Raw genomic sequence first — 17562 nt, 5'->3', positions numbered from 1 at the left:
GGTTCGCCTTGAGCCGGCGTTCTATTGACGGGCCTCGCGCGGCTCGTCAGTCTGAGGCCAAATGGCTCACCGGCTGCTGTCAGGCGTGATGAATTATTCCGACCCATCCATCGTTGCATCTGCGGACGCTCCGTTCCTGAGCCTCAACGGTGTGCGCAAGACCTATCCCGGCGTCGTTGCGCTGGACGGATTCTCGATGGAGGTCAGGCCCGGCGAGGTCATTGGCCTGGTCGGCGAAAACGGCGCCGGCAAATCGACGCTGATGAAGATCCTCGGTGGCGTGACCAGGCCGGACACCGGCACCATCACCGTCGATGGCGTCGCCCATGACGGGCTGACTGTCGAGGCCAGCATCGGCTCGGGCATCGCTTTCGTCCACCAGGAACTCAACCTGTTCGAAAACCTCGACGTGGCCGCCAATATCTTCTTCGGCCGCGAACCGCTGCGCGCCGGGCCGCTCAAGCTCGTCGACCGCGCCAGGCTGCGAGCGCAGGCGGCGCCGCTGCTCAAACGCGTGGGCGCCAATTTCTCGGCCGATACGCCGGTGTCGGCGCTGTCGCTGGCGCAGCAGCAAATGGTCGAGATCGCCAAGGCGCTGTCGATCAAGGCACGGTTGGTTATCCTCGACGAACCGACGTCCAGCCTGCCGATCGCCGAAACCGACAAGCTGCTCGGTGTCATCAAGGCGCTGAAGGCAGACGGCATCGGTGTCATTTTCATCTCGCACCGCCTTCACGAGGTCGAGCGCGTCGCCGATCGCGTCGTCGTGCTCAGGGACGGAATGCTCGCCGGAACCTTGCCGAAGAGCGCCATCAATCATGACCAGATGGTCAAGCTGATGATCGGCCGCATGCTGAAGGAGCGCGAGAAGGCCGCAGAATCGGCGCGCCCGCCGGGCTCCGTCGCGCTGTCGGTCAAGGCCATTCGCACCGCCGCCTATCCTGACCGGCCCGTCGACCTCGATGTGAGGCATGGCGAGATCCTCGGCCTGGCCGGCCTCGTCGGCTCCGGCCGGACGGAACTGGCGCGCGTGCTGTTCGGCATCGACAGGAGCTTTGGCGGCTCGTTCCAGCTTGACGGAAAAGACCTGGTTCTTGGTTCGGCCGCCGACGCAGTGGCCAACGGGATTTTCCTCGTCCCGGAAGACCGCAAGCTGACCGGCATCCTGCTCGACCTGTCGATTGCCCAGAACATCTCGCTGCCCAATCTGCCGGCGCATTCGCGGCGCTCGCTGGTCTCGGCCAGCGCCGAGACCGCCACCGCCGAGAAACAGAAGACCGATCTCGGCATCAGGGCGCCCTCCGTGCAGACGCGCACCGGCACGCTGTCGGGCGGCAACCAGCAAAAGGTCGTGCTGGCCAAATGGCTGGCGATGAAGCCGAAGGTGATGATCCTCGATGAGCCGACACGCGGTATCGATATAGGCGCCAAGGCCGAGATCTACGGGCTGATGCGGGCGCTGGCCGATGCCGGGGTCGCCGTGCTGATGATCTCCAGCGACATGGAGGAGGTGATCGGCGTTTCCGACCGCATTGCCGTCATGCATGAGGGCCAGATCTCCGGCATTCTCGACAAGGACCGGTTCAGCCAGGAAAACGTGCTGCTGCTGGCGGTCGGCAAGCAGCCGAAGTAATTCGCAGGCGTTGGGAGAAGACGATGAGCAAGAAAGATCTCGGCCTGCTGATCCTGATCCTGGTGGTCGGCGCGGTGGTGGCGATCATCAACCCGCGCTTCCTGCTGCCGATCAATCTCGCCAACACCTCGAACCTGATCGGGCTGTTCGGCATCCTGTCGATCGGCCAAGCCTTCGTCATCATCACCGGCGGCATCGAATTGTCGGTCGGCTCGGTGGTTGCGCTACTCGGTACGCTGTTCATCGATTTCATCGCCGTGCGGGAGATGGAGTGGCCTCTCGCCTTCGTGCTGATCATCGCGCTCGGCGCCATCATCGGCCTGATGCATGGCTGGCTGATCACCCGGCTGAAGTTGCAGCCGTTTGTCGTCACTCTCTGCGGCCTGCTGATCTATCGCGGCGTGGCGCGCTTCTACACTGCCGACGGCACCGCCGGCTTTGCCTTTGGGCAGAACTTCCCGGAACTCGAATTCCTGACGGCGGGGCGGTCCTGGGGCGTGCCGAACAGTTTCATCGCGCTGATCGTCATCGCCGTCGTCATGTGGGTGGTGCTGCACCGTTCGGTATTCGGGCGCTATCTCTACGCCATCGGCAAGAACGAGGAAGCGGCAAAATATTCCGGCATCCGCACCGGCCGCATCGTCATAGCCGCCTATGTCATCTGCGGCGTGCTGACGGCGCTGTCGGCTATCTATTTCGCCATGTACACACGCTCGATCTCGCCGGCGAGCCACGGCCAGTTCTACGAACTCTACGCCATCGCGGCAGCGGTGCTCGGCGGCTTCTCGCTGCGCGGCGGCGAAGGCTCGCTGATCGGCGTCCTGCTCGGCACGGTGCTGCTGCAGGAGCTGCAGAACCTCGTCAACCTGCTCGGCATCCCGTCCTCGCTCAACTTCGCCGTCATGGGCGGGGTGATCCTCATCGGCGTGCTGGTCGACCAGCAATGGGGCGTGTTCAGGGCGCGGCGGCGGATGCTGGAAGCTACCCGTAAGGGCGTGGCGGGTGCTGCCGCGGAATGACGCAAAAATAGCTGGATGAAATGCGCCGACTGCCATTGGCAGGCATCAAAAAGTTGGCCTGAGCTTCGCGACAGCAGTTCAGATTAATCTCCATTTGGAACGAAACCCGTATCGAAGCGTTTATTTAAGCTTTGCTATGCGGAGGCGTCCCATGCCCACGAATCCAGTAAGTACCGCAAAGGTCGGAACTCACCCTCTCCACCCGATGTTGATACCTTTTCCTGTCGCGTTTCTTGTCGGTGCCTTTGTCACCGACCTGGTTTTCTGGGGAACTGCCGATGCTTTCTGGGCACGGGCATCGATGTGGCTGATCGGGGCAGCCATCGTAATGGCCCTTCTCGCCGCGACAGCCGGTTTTATCGACTTCCTCAACGAGCCGCGCATTCGCGCCTTGTCGGACGCCTGGTATCACATGCTGGGCAACCTGACGGCGGTCGTTGTGGCACTGATCAATTTTTATCTTCGCTATGCCCAAGGCGCCGAAGCCGCGGTCCGACCATGGGGTGCGCTCTTGTCGTTCATAGTGGTCTGCATACTGCTGTTCACCGGCTGGAAGGGCTGGGAAATGGTGTATCGCCATCACGTTGCAGTTCTGGATACACCAGCGGATGCGCCAGTGAAGCCTTCGACAACCACTGCCACCGATACTCGTCACGCTGGTCGGGACCGGCACGCCGCATGAGGCCATAATCCCGAAAAGGGGGTACCGGCTTCCAAAGATATTGGTTAGACAAGTAGCGCCCATACCGAATGCATCGGATGGGCGCTACTTTAGATAAGGCCCGACATGTCGGAGAAGGCCATGGCCTTGCGCAGCACCTCGGCGAAGCGCTCGCCGGCGGCTTCACGAGGGCCGCTATTGTCGATCGAGGTGACACCCGGTCCGGACAGCGCCACATTGGCACTGCGCGCCAGCCGTGCCAGCACTTCGCCGCGCGACTCGCGACCGCGCAATGCCAGCCGCTCGGCCAGGATATCCGGTGTAGCCGTGATCTCGACGACAGCCAGATTGGCGTAGCGCTCCCGCAGCGCCGGGATGATCGCGCGCGAGACGTTGGCGATCGCGACACGGCCGTTGGAGACCGACCAGTCGACTTCGGCCGGGATGCCGTAGTGCAGGCCATGCGCCTCCCAGGAAATGGCGAAGGCGCCATCCGCTTCGGCCTCGACAAAGGCAGCATCGGCGAGCGTATCGTGATCCTCGGTGGCCGCATCGCTCGGCCGGGTGATCACCCGGCGCACGAACTCCAGCCGGCTCTCGCCGGCAAACACCGCGCGCGCATAGCCGATCACCGTGTCCTTGCCGGCACCGCTCGGCCCGACGACGGCGACGAAGACACCGTCGCGGATCGGAAATCCCGCGGCGGACAATTCACGCTCGACCGATGCCGACACCATCATGCGACCCGGCGTCCCTGCCGCCAGACCGTGCGGACGACCGGGACATGGTCGTCGACGCGCACGCGAACCAGATCGGCGCGCCGGCCGGGCTCGATGACACCGCGATCGGTGAGGCCGACCGCCTCGGCCGGGTTCTTCGAAACCATGGCCACAGCCTGCGGCAGCGAGATACCTTCGACCACGTCGCCGAGGAAGAAGGCCGACTGGATCAGGCTGAACGGAATGTAGTCCGATGACAGTATATCGAGCAGGCCGTCGCCGGCCAGCGTGCGGGCCGAGACATTGCCCGAATGCGAAGCGCCGCGCATGACGTTCGGCGCGCCCATCAATACGCCGAGCCCTGCCTTTTTCGAAGCCCTTGCTGCCTCCTCGGTGGTCGGGAACTCGGCGACGCGCACACCTTGCTCGATCGCTTCGTCGACATGGCCGACGGTCGCGTCGTCATGGCTGGCGAGCACGATGCCGCGCTCATGACAAGCCGCGGCGATGAAGCTGCGGTTCGGGCTCGAGTTCCTCGCCGATTCAGCCATCCGCTTTTCGCAGAATTTCTGGAAATCGCGATCCGTAAGCTTCAGCTTGCGCTGATAGTAGTAGGCGTAGGTCTCGAGATCGACGAATTGCCGCTGTCCCGGCGCATGGTCCATCAGCGACGCCAGCCTGACCCGCTCGTCACCGTCGAAATTGGCGAAGGCTGGAAGGCAGTCCGGCGCCGAAACCTCGCAGCGCAGATGGATGAAATGGTCGGCCCTGAGCCGGTCCTGCTGGACACTGTCCTCGATCGCGTCGGCCAGCTTGCGTATGTCGGCAGCCGTCAGGTCCGCATCCTCGTCCATGCCGACGCGCAAGGCGTCGAGCACGGTGGTGATGCCGGCGGTCGCCACCTGCGCGTCATGGGCGAGCACCGCGGCGATCGGGTTCCAGCGCACTTTCGGCCGTGGCGCGTAATGGCCTTCGAGATGATCGGTGTGGAGTTCGACCAGGCCAGGGATGATGAAGTCGCCGCCCATGTCCTCGCCGGTTCGGCCAGCGCCGGGAGCAATGTCGGTTATCACGCCGTCGCGCAGCACGATCGACCCTTGGACGATCTGGTCGGCTAGCACGATCCGGGCGTTGTCAAGAACAGTCTCGGCGGTCATTTCAAGCAGTCCTTGCAGGATTTTGCAGCCAACTGGACCAATTGGCGTCGCACAAACGCGGTTAGAGCAAATAGTCATTAGGCAGTTCTTCTGGCCGGGCGGCGCCCGAGCGCGTGATGGGACAGCACCATGAACGGCGCGCCAGGTTCAGTTTCCACAAACAGCGTCAGCGCGTCCACCGGCACCGGCCTTTGCAGCACGCCCGCAAACAGGCTGTCGATTGCTAAGCGAAGACGAGGGCTTTCCTGTGACGAGACCCGGCCGGACAGCGTCATGTGGAAGCGAAACGTCTCGAACACATAGGGATAACCCCATTGGCAGAGATTGCGGAACTCGTCGGGCTTCAGCGAATCGGGGCTGCGCCGTTCGATCTCGGCTTCCGTCAACGGCGCGCGAAAGCGGTCGAAGTCGCGCACCACATCATCGGCGAAGCGGTTGAGCGACGGCAGCGGTGCTTCCGGCACCAGCGCGAAGAAGCCGTCGATCTGGCTGACGACGAGGCGCGGGATCGTAACCACCGGCGTCGCCTCGGCAAAATCGTCGAGTGCCGCGCGAAGCGAGGTTTCCGTCTCATTGGAGGCCAGTCGAAAGGGCGCCTTCAGCGTCGCATGAAAGCCATAGCGGCGCGCCGAAGCGGTATGGAAGGCAACTTCTGCCGCCGACAACTCGCCTACTGCCTCGACCGGCTTTGTGGCGGCACCGAATGGGTCGCGGCCGAGCCAGTTGGCGGCGATCCGTGCCAGCGGTTCGTCCTGTCGGGGGGTGAAATAGATCGCGTAGCGCATCGAAAGTCCTTGTCAGCCCCGCTGCCATAGGTGATTTCCATGACGAATTGACGAAGCTTTGCGGCGTTTTCGGTAACAAAACCACACAGCCGGGTCGTTAGCCGACGATTTTTCGCTTGGACCAGCGGTTGGGGCGAAGGGAAGTGGTCAGGCCTTCATCAGCCATTCGTGCTCGGGCGCGTTGTGGAATTTCCACGTCCGCTTCGGTCCGGCCATGACGTTGAGATAATAGAGATCATAGCCGTGGCAGGCTGCGCAGGGGTGATAACCCCTGGGTACCAGCACGACGTCGCCGTCCTCGATAGCCATCGCCTCGTCGAGCGAACGAGCACCGCTCTGGTCGGCGTCGGTGTAGACGCGCTGGAAAGCAAAGCCCTGTGGCGGGTTGAGACGGTGGTAATAGGTCTCCTCCAGATAGGATTCAGCCGGCAGATTGTCCTGGTCGTGCTTGTGCGGCGGATAGCTCGATGTGTGGCCGCCGGGTGTGACGACCTCGACCACCAGCAAGGAATCGGCCGGCTTGCCTTCCGGCAGGATGTTGGTGACATAGCGCGTGTTGGTGCCTTTGCCGCGAACCTCCTGGCCGAGATCGTCGGGCCCGATGACACGGACCGGCAGACCGCCGCCCAGTCCTGGCGCCGAGCAGACGGCAAGTTCGAGATCGGTATCGGCGCTCACCGACCATTCCGACCCCTGCGGCACATAGACCGACCAAGGCTTGCCTTCGAACGGCGACATGCGTTCGCCCAGCAGGCCGAGATCCTTGCCGCCGGCTTTGGCCTTGCCCTTGCCGGTGACGAACACCAGGCAGACCTCACGATCCGCGGTTTGCCCGGAAGCGCTCTCGCCGGGCCTCAGCCGATGCAGATCGAAGCCGACATAGGTCCAGCCGGCGTTTTGCGGCGTCACATGAGCGACGCGGCCGTGGCCCTTATTGGCTTTGATGAGCAGCTTAGGCATGGTCATTCCTTCGGTTTGGCGTCCGCCGATGGCTTGTCCTCGTCAGCCGGCTTGTAGAGATAGAAGAATTGCCAGACAGCATAGCCGGCGAAGCCGAGCGCGATCACGCCCCAGAACGGCGTGCCGGTGGCGAATTCGATCACCGACCAGACCAGGCAGACCGCGACAACGGCAACGCGCCGCCACAGCGGCCGGAAAAACGGGTGCTCGGAGTCTTTCATCGGATCACCCCCGGCATCGGATCAGCCCTTCCTCGCGAGCCTCAAGCATTGGGAAAGCCTTGTGTCTCCACCGTATAGCCGGCCGCTGTCATCACCCGCATCAATTCCTTGTAGCCGACCTGCGCCATCTTGAGCGGCGGGTTCTTCTTCGGATCCTGCTCGGCCTCGACCACGAACCAGCCTTCATAGCCATGGTCGGCGAGCCTCTGGACGATGGCGCCAAAGTCCAGCGAGCCATCTCCCGGCACGGTGAAGGCACCAAGCGCCACCGCATCGAGAAAGGATTGCCTGCTACGATCCAGCTTGTTGATCACCTCCATGCGCACGTCTTTCACATGCACGTGGTTGATGCGCCGGTGGTGGTTATCAATAGCGCGCAGCACATCGCCCCCGGCAAAGGCCAGGTGACCCGCGTCGAGCAGCAATGGAATGCCTTCTCCCGAATAGCGCATGAAGGCGTCGAGCTCTGGCTCGGTCTCGACCACCGCTGCCATGTGATGGTGATAGGAGAGCGGCATGCCTTGCTCGGCACACCATTCGCCGAACTGCGTGAGCTGCTTCGCGTAGGCTTTCATCTCATCGTCCGAAAGCCTGGGCTTGCTGGCGAGGGGTTTCGAACGGTCGCCCTGGATGGAGCGGCCGACTTCGCCATAGACGATGCAGGGCGCATTCACCGCCTTGAACAGATCGATCATCGGCTGGATACGATCCTTGTTTTTCGCCATGTCTTCATTGACCAGCGTCCCCGAGAACCAGCCGCCGCAAAGGGTCACGTCGGCCTCTTTCAGGATCGGCAGCATGATTTGCGGATCGTTGGGAAAGCGGCGGCCCATTTCCATGCCGGTAAAGCCAGCCGAGCGCGACTGGCGCAGACACTCCTCCAGCGACACATCATCGCTGAGTTCGGCAAGATCGTCGTTCCACCATGCAATGGGGGACATGCCCAGTTTGGCTTTCAAGTCGTCACTCCAATTTCGGACATTTCGAGGCGCGTTCGCGGATGGCTCAAAGAACCCGCCCGCTCAGCGCTTCCTCGTATTTCTTGCGCGCCGCATTCACTTGCGGCCGTGCCGAGACTTCCGGCACTGCGACATCCCACCAGCTTCCACCCGCCTCGGTCGAAACCAGCGGGTCGGTGTCGATGACCAGCACAGTCGTTCGCGTGTTCTGCTTCGCTTGCGCCAGCGCCGTTTCCAGCCCGGCGATCGATGGCACTTTTTCGGCAATCGCACCCATGCTCGCAGCATGCGCGGCGAAGTCGATCTCGGGCAAGGTTTCGTGACGGGCGTCCTTCAGCAGATTGTTGAAGTTGGCGCCGCCGGTCGCCATCTGCAGCCGGTTGATGCAGCCATAGCCGCGGTTGTCGAGCAGCACGATGGTCAGCTTGAGGCCGAGCATCACAGAGGTCGCGATCTCGGAATTGAGCATCAGGTAGGAACCGTCGCCGATCATCACGACTACCTCTTCGTCCGGCTTGGCCATCTTGACGCCGAGTCCGCCGGCGATTTCATAGCCCATTGTCGAGAACCCGTATTCTGCGTGGTAGGAGCCGGGCGCGCCCGCCTGCCAGAGCTTGTGCAACTCGCCGGGCAAGCCGCCGGCGGCATGGAGCAGTACCACGCCGGAGCCCATGGCGCGCTGTACGGCGCCGATCACCTGCGCGTCGGACGGATAGGCGGCATTGGTCGACGCAGTCACCTTGCCCGCCTCCGCCTGCCACTCCTTTTTGCCCTTGATCGCATTGTCGGTCCAGGCGGCAGGCGCCTTCCAGCCCTTCAGCGCCTCGCCGAGTTCGGCGAGCCCTTCCGCCGCATCGGCGACCAGCGTCAGCGCCTGGTGCTTTCCGGCGTCGAAGGGCTGGACGTTGAGTCCGATAATGGTCCTGCCGGCATTCTTGAACAGTGCCCAGGAGCCGGTGGTGAAGTCCTGCAACCTGGTGCCGACGGCAAGCACGACGTCGGCCTCTTCGGCCAGCCTGTTGGCCGCCGAAGTGCCGGTGACGCCGACCGCCGCCATGTTCAGCGGATGATCGTCGCGCAGCGAGGATTTGCCGCCTTGCGTCTCGCAGACCGGAACGCCGGCGTCCTGCACCAGTCTGGCCAGTTCACCCGAGGCCTGCGAATAGAGTACGCCGCCGCCGGCAATCACCAATGGCTTCTTCGCCGCTTTAAGAGCCGCCACCGCGGCGGCCAGCTCCTGGCGATCCGGACGCGGTCGCCGCTGATGCCAGATTCGTTCGGCAAAGAAGCTCTCGGGGTAGTCATACGCTTCTGCCTGCACGTCCTGGCACAGCGCCAGCGTCACCGGGCCGCATTCGGCGGGATCGGTCAGCACCTGCATGGCGCGGTTGAGCGCCGGCATGATCTGCTCCGGCCGGGTGATGCGGTCGAAATAGCGCGACACCGGCCGGAGGCAGTCATTGACGGTCGCCGTGCCGTCGGAGAAATCCTCGGCCTGCTGCAGGACAGGGTCGGGAATGCGATTGGCAAAGACGTCGCCGGGCAGAAACAGGACAGGCAACCTGTTTACATGCGCAAGCGCCGCAGCGGTCACCATGTTGAGCGCGCCGGGGCCGATCGAACTGGTCGCAGCCATGAAGCGGCGGCGGAAATTGGCTTTGGCATAGGCGATCGCCGCATGCGCCATTGCCTGCTCGTTATGGGCACGGAAGGTCGGCAGCTCGTCGCGAACCTGGTACAGCGCCTCGCCGACGCCGGCGACATTGCCGTGGCCGAAGATCGCCCAGACGCCGCCGAAGATCGGCACCTTCTTCCCGTCCATCTCGGTCATCTGTCGAGCAAGAAAGCGGGTCAGAGCCTGCGCCATCGTCAGGCGGATTGTCTTGGTCATGTCGGTTCCTCCGCAGTCCTTATGCCGCGCCTTCTTATGCTGCTTTGCGGCCGCGCGCGGCAAGCCACGCCTCGGTCAGTCTCTCGAAGCGAGATGCCATGTCGGCAACCGCTTCATCGTCCGACATCTTGCCGGCAAGCCATTGTTCGGCCGCGTTGATGAAGATGGTGCGGCCGACGGCAAAGCCCTTGACGATGGGCGCCTTGGCGGTGGCGGCAAAGGCCGCTTCCAGCTCGTCCTGCGGCGCTTCCAAACCGAGCAGCACAATCCCGCGGCACCACGGATCGTTTTTCAGGATCACCGCCTCGATCTTTGCCCATGCGCCGTGCGATGCCTGCGGTTCGAGCTTCCACCAATCGGGCTTGATGCCGAGTGCGTAGAGTTCCTCGAGCGCGCGCGGGATGGTCATGTCGTCGAGCTTGCCATGCTTGCCGGCGATGATCTCCACCAGAAGTTCTCTGCCCACTTTCCGCGCGGCCTCGAACAAAGCGCGCAGTTTCTGCTGCTGTTCGGTCTTCAGCTCCGCCGGATCATCGGGATGATAGAAGCACAGGCACTTGATGCAGTGGTCGACCGGCCATTCGGTCAGTTGCGAACCAATGTCTTGCGAGAACTCGAAGCGAAGCGGCCGCGAACCCGGCAACTCGACCGGCCGGCCGAGCCAGGTGAAGGAATGGTGGGCGAATTCGAACATCGCCTCGCGTCCGTATTTTTCGTCGAGCAGCATGCCATAGCCGGCGCGGCCGGCCGCGACTTTGGCCGCAGCCTTGACAGTCAGCACCTTGAAAGCCGGGATCCGCGACGGATCGGCGCCGGCTTTTGCCGCGACGTCCTCCAACTGGACGCGGTGGTCGCAGGCGAACGCCATCAGCGAGGGGATGTCGCGCCGGCGCGTGGTCGCCCAATGGATGTGGTTGATCGCCTCGTCCTTGCGCAGCGCCAGGTGCTTGCTGCCGTTTTTCAGGAAGAACTGCAATTCCTCGAAGGTCGGGTATTCAGGTGCGCAGAGGAGCCGCGACACGGCAAATGCCCCGCAGGCATTGGCCCAGGTCGCCGCCGTCGCCAGGCTTTCCTCGCCGAGCCAGCCGCGCAGGAAGCCCGACATGAAGGCGTCGCCGGCGCCAAGCACATTGTAGACCTCGATAGGAAACCCCTTGCCGACGATACCGTCCTCGAGATCGTCACTGATCGGCCCGTCATAGACGATGCAGCCCATGGCGCCGCGCTTCAGCACGATGGTTGCCGCCGACAGCGAGCGGATGGTTTTCAGCGCGCTCAGGCAATCGTCTGCGCCCGACGCGATCATGATTTCCTCTTCGGTGCCGACGATGAGATCGCAGTCGGGCAGCACCGTCTTCAGCCGCGCCGACACGCGGTCGGATTTCACATAGCGCTCAAAGCCTTCGGCGTGGCCGGCGAGACCCCAGAGGTTGGGGCGGTAGTCGATGTCGAACATCACCTTGCCGCCATTGGCTTTCGTGACACGGATCGCCTTGCGCTGGGCGGCGTCGCTGTTGGGTCGTGAAAAATGCGTGCCGGTGACGACGATCGCGCGTGCCGAAGCGATGAACGCCTCATCGATGTCGTCTTCCGAAAGCGCCATGTCGGCGCAATCGCTGCGATAGAAGATCATCGGCGAGACGCCTTCATCCTCGACCGACAGCAGCACCAGGGCGGTCAGCCGCTCCGGATCGGCCTTGAGGCCTTGGACCGAAACGCCCTCGCGGGTCAGCTGCTCGCGGATGAAGCGGCCCATCTGCTCATTGCCGACGCGGGTGAGCAGCGCCGAGCGCAGGCCTAGTCTGGCAGTGCCGACTGCGATATTGGCCGGACAGCCGCCGACCGACTTGGCAAAGGAAGTAATGTCCTCAAGGCGCGAGCCGATCTGCTGGCCGTAGAGATCGACGGAAGCGCGGCCGATCGTGATGATGTCGAGCGGCGAATATTTCGCTTCCACGGCCTCGCCCATTCGAACCTCCCATCGGCTTTGTTGTCTTGGGTAACACGCGCGAGCGGCAGCGTGGCGCCGGCAATATGAAATAATAATTCCAATCCATAGTCAATATGGAACGAGCGTTCCCAAGGCTGAAAAGTGCTGTGCAAGGCTCGCGCGTTCAGAAACTTTGAAGTCAGACGAACGTCAAGTGTCTACCACTGAGACCAGCTGATTCACCAAGGAAGTGGGCCATCATCGTTGAAGTACCCGGCGGTCGGGCCATCGGCGTCCAAGGTCGCCAGGTGAATGACGATCTCGGCCGCCTGCTGCACCGTACGGTGACCTTTATAGCCGTTGAGATCGGTGGCAGTGTAGCCAGGCGCGGCGGCGTTGACCTTGATGCCTTGCGGTGCGAGCTCCCTGGCGAAGGCCACCGTGATGGCGTTTAACGCTGTCTTGGAGCTGCCGTAGCCCATCATATTGACGGCGTGGTTCGCGGTGGCGGGATCCAGCGCCCGGCCGATGGAGCCGGTGGAGCTGCTCACCATCACGATCCGCGCAGCAGGTGCTGCCAGCAGCAGCGGCAGGAATGCCTGGGTCACGCGGATCGGGCCGAAGACATTGACGTCGTAGGTGGCCTGGATATCGGCGATCCGCTGCTGGCTCGGCGGCAGGTCGTAGTTGATGGCGACGCCGGCGTTGTTCACCAGCACGTCAAGGCGGGGGCTGGCCTGCCCGAACGCCTCGGCTGCCGCCTTCACACTGTCATCCCTCGTGACGTCCAGCTCAAGCCACTCCACGTCGTGGCCTTCGGCACGCAATGCCTGCGCCGCCGCCATGCCGCGTTCGGCGCTCCTGGCGCCGAGCCAGACCTTGAAGCCCATGGTCGCCATTCGCCGGGCGATTTCACGGCCTATACCCTTGTTGGCGCCGGTCACCAGCGCAGTTTTCGATGTCGTCATATCGTGTCTCCATGTTTGCTGTGGAAGACCCACAAATGGCGCGAGGCAGCGGGCTCCGCGCGCCGGAAACTCTCCAGCTCTTGCCTAATCCTCTCACGCTGTTGCGCGGCCGGTGCGAATGCGCGATGCTGGCGCAATGAGCGAGCCGCTGCAGGAGTTGATCGAAATCGCCGGCCGCCATGCGCGCGGGCGAAGAATAAGAACGGCGATTCCCCGCGTTTCGATCGGCCGCAGCGAAGTCGCGACGGCGCCATTGCCGGGTGTGTGGGGGTCGGAGGTCTTATTCGTATTGCAGGGCGCGAAGACGGTTCTGATCGGCGACCGGGCTCTTCGTTACGACCCGGCCAGCTATTTCATCTACACTGTCGAGACGCCCAGCATCAGCCAGATAGTCGAAGCGAGCGCCGCACGTCCTTATCTGGCCATTGGCTTGACCCTTGACCTGCAGGCTGTCGCCGCGCTCCTCGTTGAGCACGGGCCGGTCCTCGGCGGCGACAGGTTCTCCACCTCTCCCGTTGATGACGACCTGCTCGACGCGTTGCGTCGAATGCTGCGGCTGCTTGACCGGCCAGCGGAGATTCCCGTGCTCGCGGCCATGCTCGAGCGGGAGATGCTGTTTCGGCTCCTGCAAGGCCCGCAAGGCGGAAAGCTTCGTGAACTTGCGCGCGCCGACGGCCATCTGTCCCGGATTGGCCAGGCGATCGCCCGGATCCGCTCGCATCCCCATCAGCCGGTCCGGGTCGGGGATCTGGCCGAAATCGCCCATATGAGTAGTGCTGCGTTCTATCGTCACTTCAAGGCGGCGACGGCCATGAGCCCAATCCAGTATCAAAAGCAAATCCGCTTGCTGGAAGCCCGCCATCTGCTGATTGCCCAGCCGGGCAACGTGGCGCGTGTCGCCTTCGCTGTCGGCTATGAGAGTGCTTCCCAGTTCAGCCGGGAGTATGCCCGCCAGTTCGGATCGCCGCCTGCCCGCGACGCAGCGCGGCTTTTGGCAGGAGGCGAAACGGCAATAGAGGTGCTCTAAGGCTTGCGCTTCCTGCCGCTGTCGCGCCGCTTCTCGCCGACGGCGACAGTCAGCGCCATGGCCAAGGCCATCGTCGCGGACAGCGAGCGGAAGCCGGCGAAATCGGCCTCGGCGACCTCGAACCAGACCCTGGCGAACTGGGCGAGCGGCGAAAAGGAGGAGTCGGTAATCGCCACGATCGGCACGCCTTGTTCCGAAATGACGCGCGCCTCCTCGATGGTGGCCGGGGCATAGGGTGAGAAGCTTATGGCGATGACGGCGTCCCTTGGAGAGGCAAAGCCGATCATCTCCGCATTGAGGCCGGCGGCCGATTCGATCAGCTGGTTGCGGATCTTGAGCTTGCCCAATGCGTAGGCGATGTAGGAGGCGACCGGGTAGGAGCGCCGCTTGGCCAGCACGTAAATGGTTTCGGCCTTGGCCAGCAAGGCGATTGCATCTTCGAAATGGTCTTCATTCAGCGTGCGCGAAATGTCGTTGAGCGAGGTGCTGGCTGCGGCAACAAAACCGTCGAAAATCGCGCGGTGGCCGGCGCCTTCCTCGGCCTTGGCGCGCAATGCCGCCAGCCTTTCATCGTAGGACGAGTTGCGCTCGCGCAGACGCTCGCGAAACACCAACTGCAGGCTGGTGAAACCATCAAAACCAAGCTGCTGGGCAAAGCGGATCAGCGTCGAAGGCTGGACACCGGCGGAAGCGGCGATGCTGGCGGCGGTGCCGAAGGCGATATCGTCTGGGTTGTCGAGCGCATAGGCGGCGATCTGGGCGATACGTTTCGGCAGGCTCTGGCGCCGCTCCAGGATCGTCGCCCGCAGCGTCTCGAAATCGCGCGGCACCCGTTCGTCCATCGTCGCTCCGCCCAGGCTCATCGTCTGGTTCCCTCTGTGCCCCATCATAGCGGGCCTGTGCAAGAACACCATAAAAAATGAGACAAGCGTTCCATCTGCAGACAAAATGGACTAATTCATCCACACAAACTTTGCACACAGGGAGGCAAGCGGATGGTCGGGGTAGGTCTTATCGGCACGGGCTTCATGGGCAAGTGCCACGCCATTGCCTGGAACGCGGTTGGTACCGTCTTTTCCGATGTGGACAAGCCAAGGCTGGTTCATCTGGGCGAGGTCAACGAGGACCTTGCCAAACGGCGTGCCAGCGAATTCGGCTTCGCCAAAGCCTCCGGTGACTGGCGCGCGGTGGTCGACGATCCCGACGTCGATGTCATCTCGCTGACCACGCCGAACCAGTTCCACCCGGAAATGGCCATCGCCATCCTCGAAGCTGGGAAGCATCTGTGGTGTGAAAAACCGATGGCGCCGAGTTTTGCGGAGGCGCAAGCAATGGCTGCGGCGGCCCAAAAGTCCGGCAAAGTCGCCGCGCTCGGCTATAACTACATCCAGAACCCCGCAATCCGCCATATCGGCGCGCTGCTCGACGAGAAGATCATCGGCGAGGTCAACCATCTGCGCATCGAGATGGACGAGGACTTCATGGCCGATCCGGAGGCGCTGTTCTTCTGGAAGCACGAGGCGGCGTCCGGTTACGGCGCGCTCGACGATTTCGCCGTGCATCCGCTTTCGCTCATCGCCGTGCTGTTCGGCCGCGTTGCCCGCGTCATGTGCGACATGGCCAAACCCTATGCCGAACGCCGCGTCGCCTCTGGCGGGCGCCGCGCGGTCGAAACCTACGACATCGCCAGTATCCTGATGCATCTCGAAAACGGCATCGCCGGGACGCTGCTGGTCAACCGTTCGGCCTGGGGCCGCAAAGGCCGGATCGCCATCCAGATTTTTGGCTCGAAGGGCTCGATCCTGTACGATCAGGAGCGGATGAATGAGTTCCAGCTCTATCTGACAGCCGACCGGCCGACCGAGCAAGGCTATCGCACCATCCTGGTGGCGCCGCACCACAAGCCCTACGACGCCTTCCTGCCGGCACCCGGCCACGGGCTTGGCTTCAACGACCTCAAGATCATCGAATGCAGGGAACTTTTGACGCGGCTGGCCGGCAAGCCGGCGCGCATCATCGACTTCGACGAAGGCTTGGAGATCGAGCGCACCGTGCACGCGATGGCCAGGTCGTTCAGTGAGAGCCGCTGGGAGGACGTGAGGTAGCCCCTCCCCCAGCATCCGCTTCACAGTGGCCGCTTCAGCCGCCTGCGGCTGAGGTGTCCGTTTCCCACCCGTTCACCCAGACCTGCCGCAAACCGTCGCCTTCACCCTTGAACCATAGTCCCGTCGCCTGGCAATCCTCGATCCGGTCGCTGCGGAAATTGCGGATTGCCTGGCGCAGCTCGCACCAGGCAACGATGTTGGCGGTTTCGGAGTAGTAGATGAGGGCGATCGGACAGATGATGCGCTCGGTGGCTCGGCCCAGTTCGTCGCGGTAGGAAAGGTCCAGCTTGGCCTCGTCGCGGATGGCACGGCGCACCAACGCCAGATCGACCGCGGAGGCCGATGGCGCGGCAAAACCCCATGCATGCAACTGATTGGCGTCGAGCGTTTGGCGCAAAGGCGGCGGCACCGCGCCGGCGATCTTGGCGCTGACGCGCTTGGCCGCCTGCTTGAGCTCGCTGTCGCCCGTGCGTTCGAGCAGCGCGAGAGACAGTACGATCGCCTCCATCTCCTCGATCGAAAACATCAACGGCGGCAAGTCGAAGCCAGGACGCAATATGTAGCCGATGCCGCGCCCGCCCTCGATCGGCACCCGCATCGCCTGCAGCGCGGCAATGTCGCGATAGACCGAGCGCACCGTCACCTCCAGCCGCTCGGCGATCATTGCCGCCGTCACCGGCTTCCTCGCCAGCCGCAGGATCTGGATGATCTCGAACAGACGCGACGCCTTGCGCATTCCCTCACTCGGCCCGAAGGCAACTGACAACACCTCGTCAGTTGGACTGACCTATAGGATCGCCTATCGGATTGAAAATCAACAAGTTCCTCTGCAGCTCGCCTGCATGAGGCGACAGGCAACTGACATGGACTACGCGGCAAACCTCTGGCTCTTCTTTGTCCTCCTTGTCGGCATCATCATCGTGCCCGGCATGGACATGCTTTTCGTGCTTGCCAATGCGCTGACCGGCGGCAGCAGCAGAGGGCTTGCGGCGACCGGCGGCATCATGCTGGGCGGCGTGGTGCATACGCTGAACGGCGCGCTCGGCGTCGGCCTGCTCATGCATTTCTTGCCGATCCTCTTCAATCCGCTGCTGATTGCCGGTGCCGCCTACATGGCCTTTATCGGCATCACGCTGATGCGCAGCTCCATCACCGTCGGCCATGACGGCCCTGCCGCCAGCCGCTCCGCATGGAAGGCCTTTCGCCAGGGGATCATGACCTGCCTGATCAATCCAAAGGCCTATCTCTTTGTTCTTGCCGTCTATCCGCAGTTTCTGAGGCCGGATTACGGCCCGATCTGGATGCAGGCGATCATCATGGGGCTGATGACGATCGCCACGCAGTTCGCTGTCTATGGCGGACTCGCGATTACCGCCGGTCGCAGCCGGGATCTGCTGGTCGCCAACCCAAGGGCAACCGCTCTTGCCGGCCGGGCGGCCGGACTGCTTCTCGTTGCGGTTTCGGCGCTCACCGTCTGGGAAGGCCTGAAGGCGGCGTGAATTCCGAGCCCGAAGGGCGCAACGTCCA

Annotated in this window: 17 protein-coding genes; 6 read left to right on the top strand and 11 right to left on the bottom strand. The window is 63.2% G+C overall.

The window, feature by feature from the left end:
- Positions 1-88 precede the first annotated feature (88 nt).
- From NKH17_RS25875 to NKH17_RS25865, 3 genes are all read left to right on the top strand, one after another.
- On the top strand, positions 89-1633 hold the full coding sequence (locus tag NKH17_RS25875) for a sugar ABC transporter ATP-binding protein (protein ID WP_352477104.1): 1545 nt from the start codon (positions 89-91) through the stop codon (positions 1631-1633).
- 23 nt (positions 1634-1656) lie between these two features.
- Complete coding sequence (locus NKH17_RS25870; protein ID WP_254815901.1) at positions 1657-2652, top strand: ABC transporter permease; 996 nt, start codon at positions 1657-1659, stop codon at positions 2650-2652.
- A gap of 151 nt (positions 2653-2803) precedes the next feature.
- Entirely contained in the window at positions 2804-3334 is a 531-nt protein-coding gene (locus NKH17_RS25865) for a DUF2231 domain-containing protein (protein WP_352647785.1), read from the top strand.
- A gap of 89 nt (positions 3335-3423) precedes the next feature.
- Here NKH17_RS25865 and phnN read toward each other — a convergent pair whose 3' ends face one another.
- The 9 genes from phnN to NKH17_RS25820 form a co-directional block, all read right to left on the bottom strand.
- Positions 3424-4053 (bottom strand): phosphonate metabolism protein/1,5-bisphosphokinase (PRPP-forming) PhnN, encoded by a 630-nt coding sequence (gene phnN, locus NKH17_RS25860; RefSeq protein WP_352477063.1) that lies wholly within the window; start codon positions 4051-4053, stop codon positions 3424-3426.
- Positions 4050-5189: an alpha-D-ribose 1-methylphosphonate 5-triphosphate diphosphatase gene (locus NKH17_RS25855; protein ID WP_352899480.1), complete on the bottom strand. Its 1140-nt coding sequence runs from the start codon at positions 5187-5189 to the stop codon at positions 4050-4052. The genes phnN and NKH17_RS25855 overlap by 4 nt, the downstream gene beginning before the upstream one ends.
- Positions 5190-5266: 77 nt before the next feature.
- Positions 5267-5974 (bottom strand): DUF1045 domain-containing protein, encoded by a 708-nt coding sequence (locus NKH17_RS25850; RefSeq protein ID WP_352477065.1) that lies wholly within the window; start codon positions 5972-5974, stop codon positions 5267-5269.
- A 147-nt stretch (positions 5975-6121) separates the two neighbouring features.
- Positions 6122-6934, bottom strand: coding sequence for a 5-deoxy-glucuronate isomerase (iolB, locus tag NKH17_RS25845; RefSeq protein WP_352477066.1), 813 nt, complete (start codon positions 6932-6934; stop codon positions 6122-6124).
- A gap of 2 nt (positions 6935-6936) precedes the next feature.
- Positions 6937-7155, bottom strand: coding sequence for a DUF3329 domain-containing protein (locus tag NKH17_RS25840; protein ID WP_254815905.1), 219 nt, complete (start codon positions 7153-7155; stop codon positions 6937-6939).
- A 41-nt stretch (positions 7156-7196) separates the two neighbouring features.
- Positions 7197-8114, bottom strand: coding sequence for a myo-inosose-2 dehydratase (iolE, locus tag NKH17_RS25835; RefSeq protein ID WP_352686472.1), 918 nt, complete (start codon positions 8112-8114; stop codon positions 7197-7199).
- 46 nt (positions 8115-8160) lie between these two features.
- The gene (gene iolD, locus NKH17_RS25830) at positions 8161-10005 is read right to left on the bottom strand and encodes a 3D-(3,5/4)-trihydroxycyclohexane-1,2-dione acylhydrolase (decyclizing) (protein ID WP_352899475.1); all 1845 of its coding nucleotides are present in this window, start codon (positions 10003-10005) and stop codon (positions 8161-8163) included.
- A 34-nt stretch (positions 10006-10039) separates the two neighbouring features.
- Positions 10040-11974: a bifunctional 5-dehydro-2-deoxygluconokinase/5-dehydro-2-deoxyphosphogluconate aldolase gene (locus NKH17_RS25825; RefSeq protein ID WP_352899472.1), complete on the bottom strand. Its 1935-nt coding sequence runs from the start codon at positions 11972-11974 to the stop codon at positions 10040-10042.
- A gap of 200 nt (positions 11975-12174) precedes the next feature.
- The gene (locus NKH17_RS25820; protein ID WP_352505992.1) at positions 12175-12903 is read right to left on the bottom strand and encodes an SDR family oxidoreductase; all 729 of its coding nucleotides are present in this window, start codon (positions 12901-12903) and stop codon (positions 12175-12177) included.
- Positions 12904-13039: 136 nt separating this feature from the next.
- On the opposite strand from NKH17_RS25820, the gene NKH17_RS25815 reads away from it, so the two are divergent.
- Positions 13040-13930: an AraC family transcriptional regulator gene (locus tag NKH17_RS25815; protein WP_352477071.1), complete on the top strand. Its 891-nt coding sequence runs from the start codon at positions 13040-13042 to the stop codon at positions 13928-13930.
- On the opposite strand, the gene NKH17_RS25810 is transcribed toward NKH17_RS25815, so the two are convergent.
- A complete protein-coding gene (locus tag NKH17_RS25810; RefSeq protein ID WP_352477105.1) occupies positions 13927-14772 on the bottom strand; it encodes a MurR/RpiR family transcriptional regulator in 846 nt (281 codons plus the stop codon). The genes NKH17_RS25815 and NKH17_RS25810 overlap by 4 nt on opposite strands.
- Positions 14773-14925: 153 nt before the next feature.
- On the opposite strand from NKH17_RS25810, the gene NKH17_RS25805 reads away from it, so the two are divergent.
- Positions 14926-16035: a Gfo/Idh/MocA family protein gene (locus NKH17_RS25805; RefSeq protein WP_352477072.1), complete on the top strand. Its 1110-nt coding sequence runs from the start codon at positions 14926-14928 to the stop codon at positions 16033-16035.
- A 34-nt stretch (positions 16036-16069) separates the two neighbouring features.
- Here NKH17_RS25805 and NKH17_RS25800 read toward each other — a convergent pair whose 3' ends face one another.
- Complete coding sequence (locus NKH17_RS25800) at positions 16070-16771, bottom strand: helix-turn-helix transcriptional regulator (protein WP_254815912.1); 702 nt, start codon at positions 16769-16771, stop codon at positions 16070-16072.
- A 127-nt stretch (positions 16772-16898) separates the two neighbouring features.
- Here NKH17_RS25800 and NKH17_RS25795 point away from each other — a divergent pair, with 127 nt between their 5' ends.
- Positions 16899-17534: a LysE family translocator gene (locus tag NKH17_RS25795; protein ID WP_352477073.1), complete on the top strand. Its 636-nt coding sequence runs from the start codon at positions 16899-16901 to the stop codon at positions 17532-17534.
- Positions 17535-17562: the final 28 nt, after the last annotated feature.

It is taken from the genome of Mesorhizobium sp. M1334 (genome assembly GCF_040317995.1).
Classification (GTDB): domain Bacteria; phylum Pseudomonadota; class Alphaproteobacteria; order Rhizobiales; family Rhizobiaceae; genus Mesorhizobium.
The sequence above is the reverse complement of the archived record's forward strand: the minus strand, read 5'-3'. Positions and strand labels throughout refer to the sequence as shown.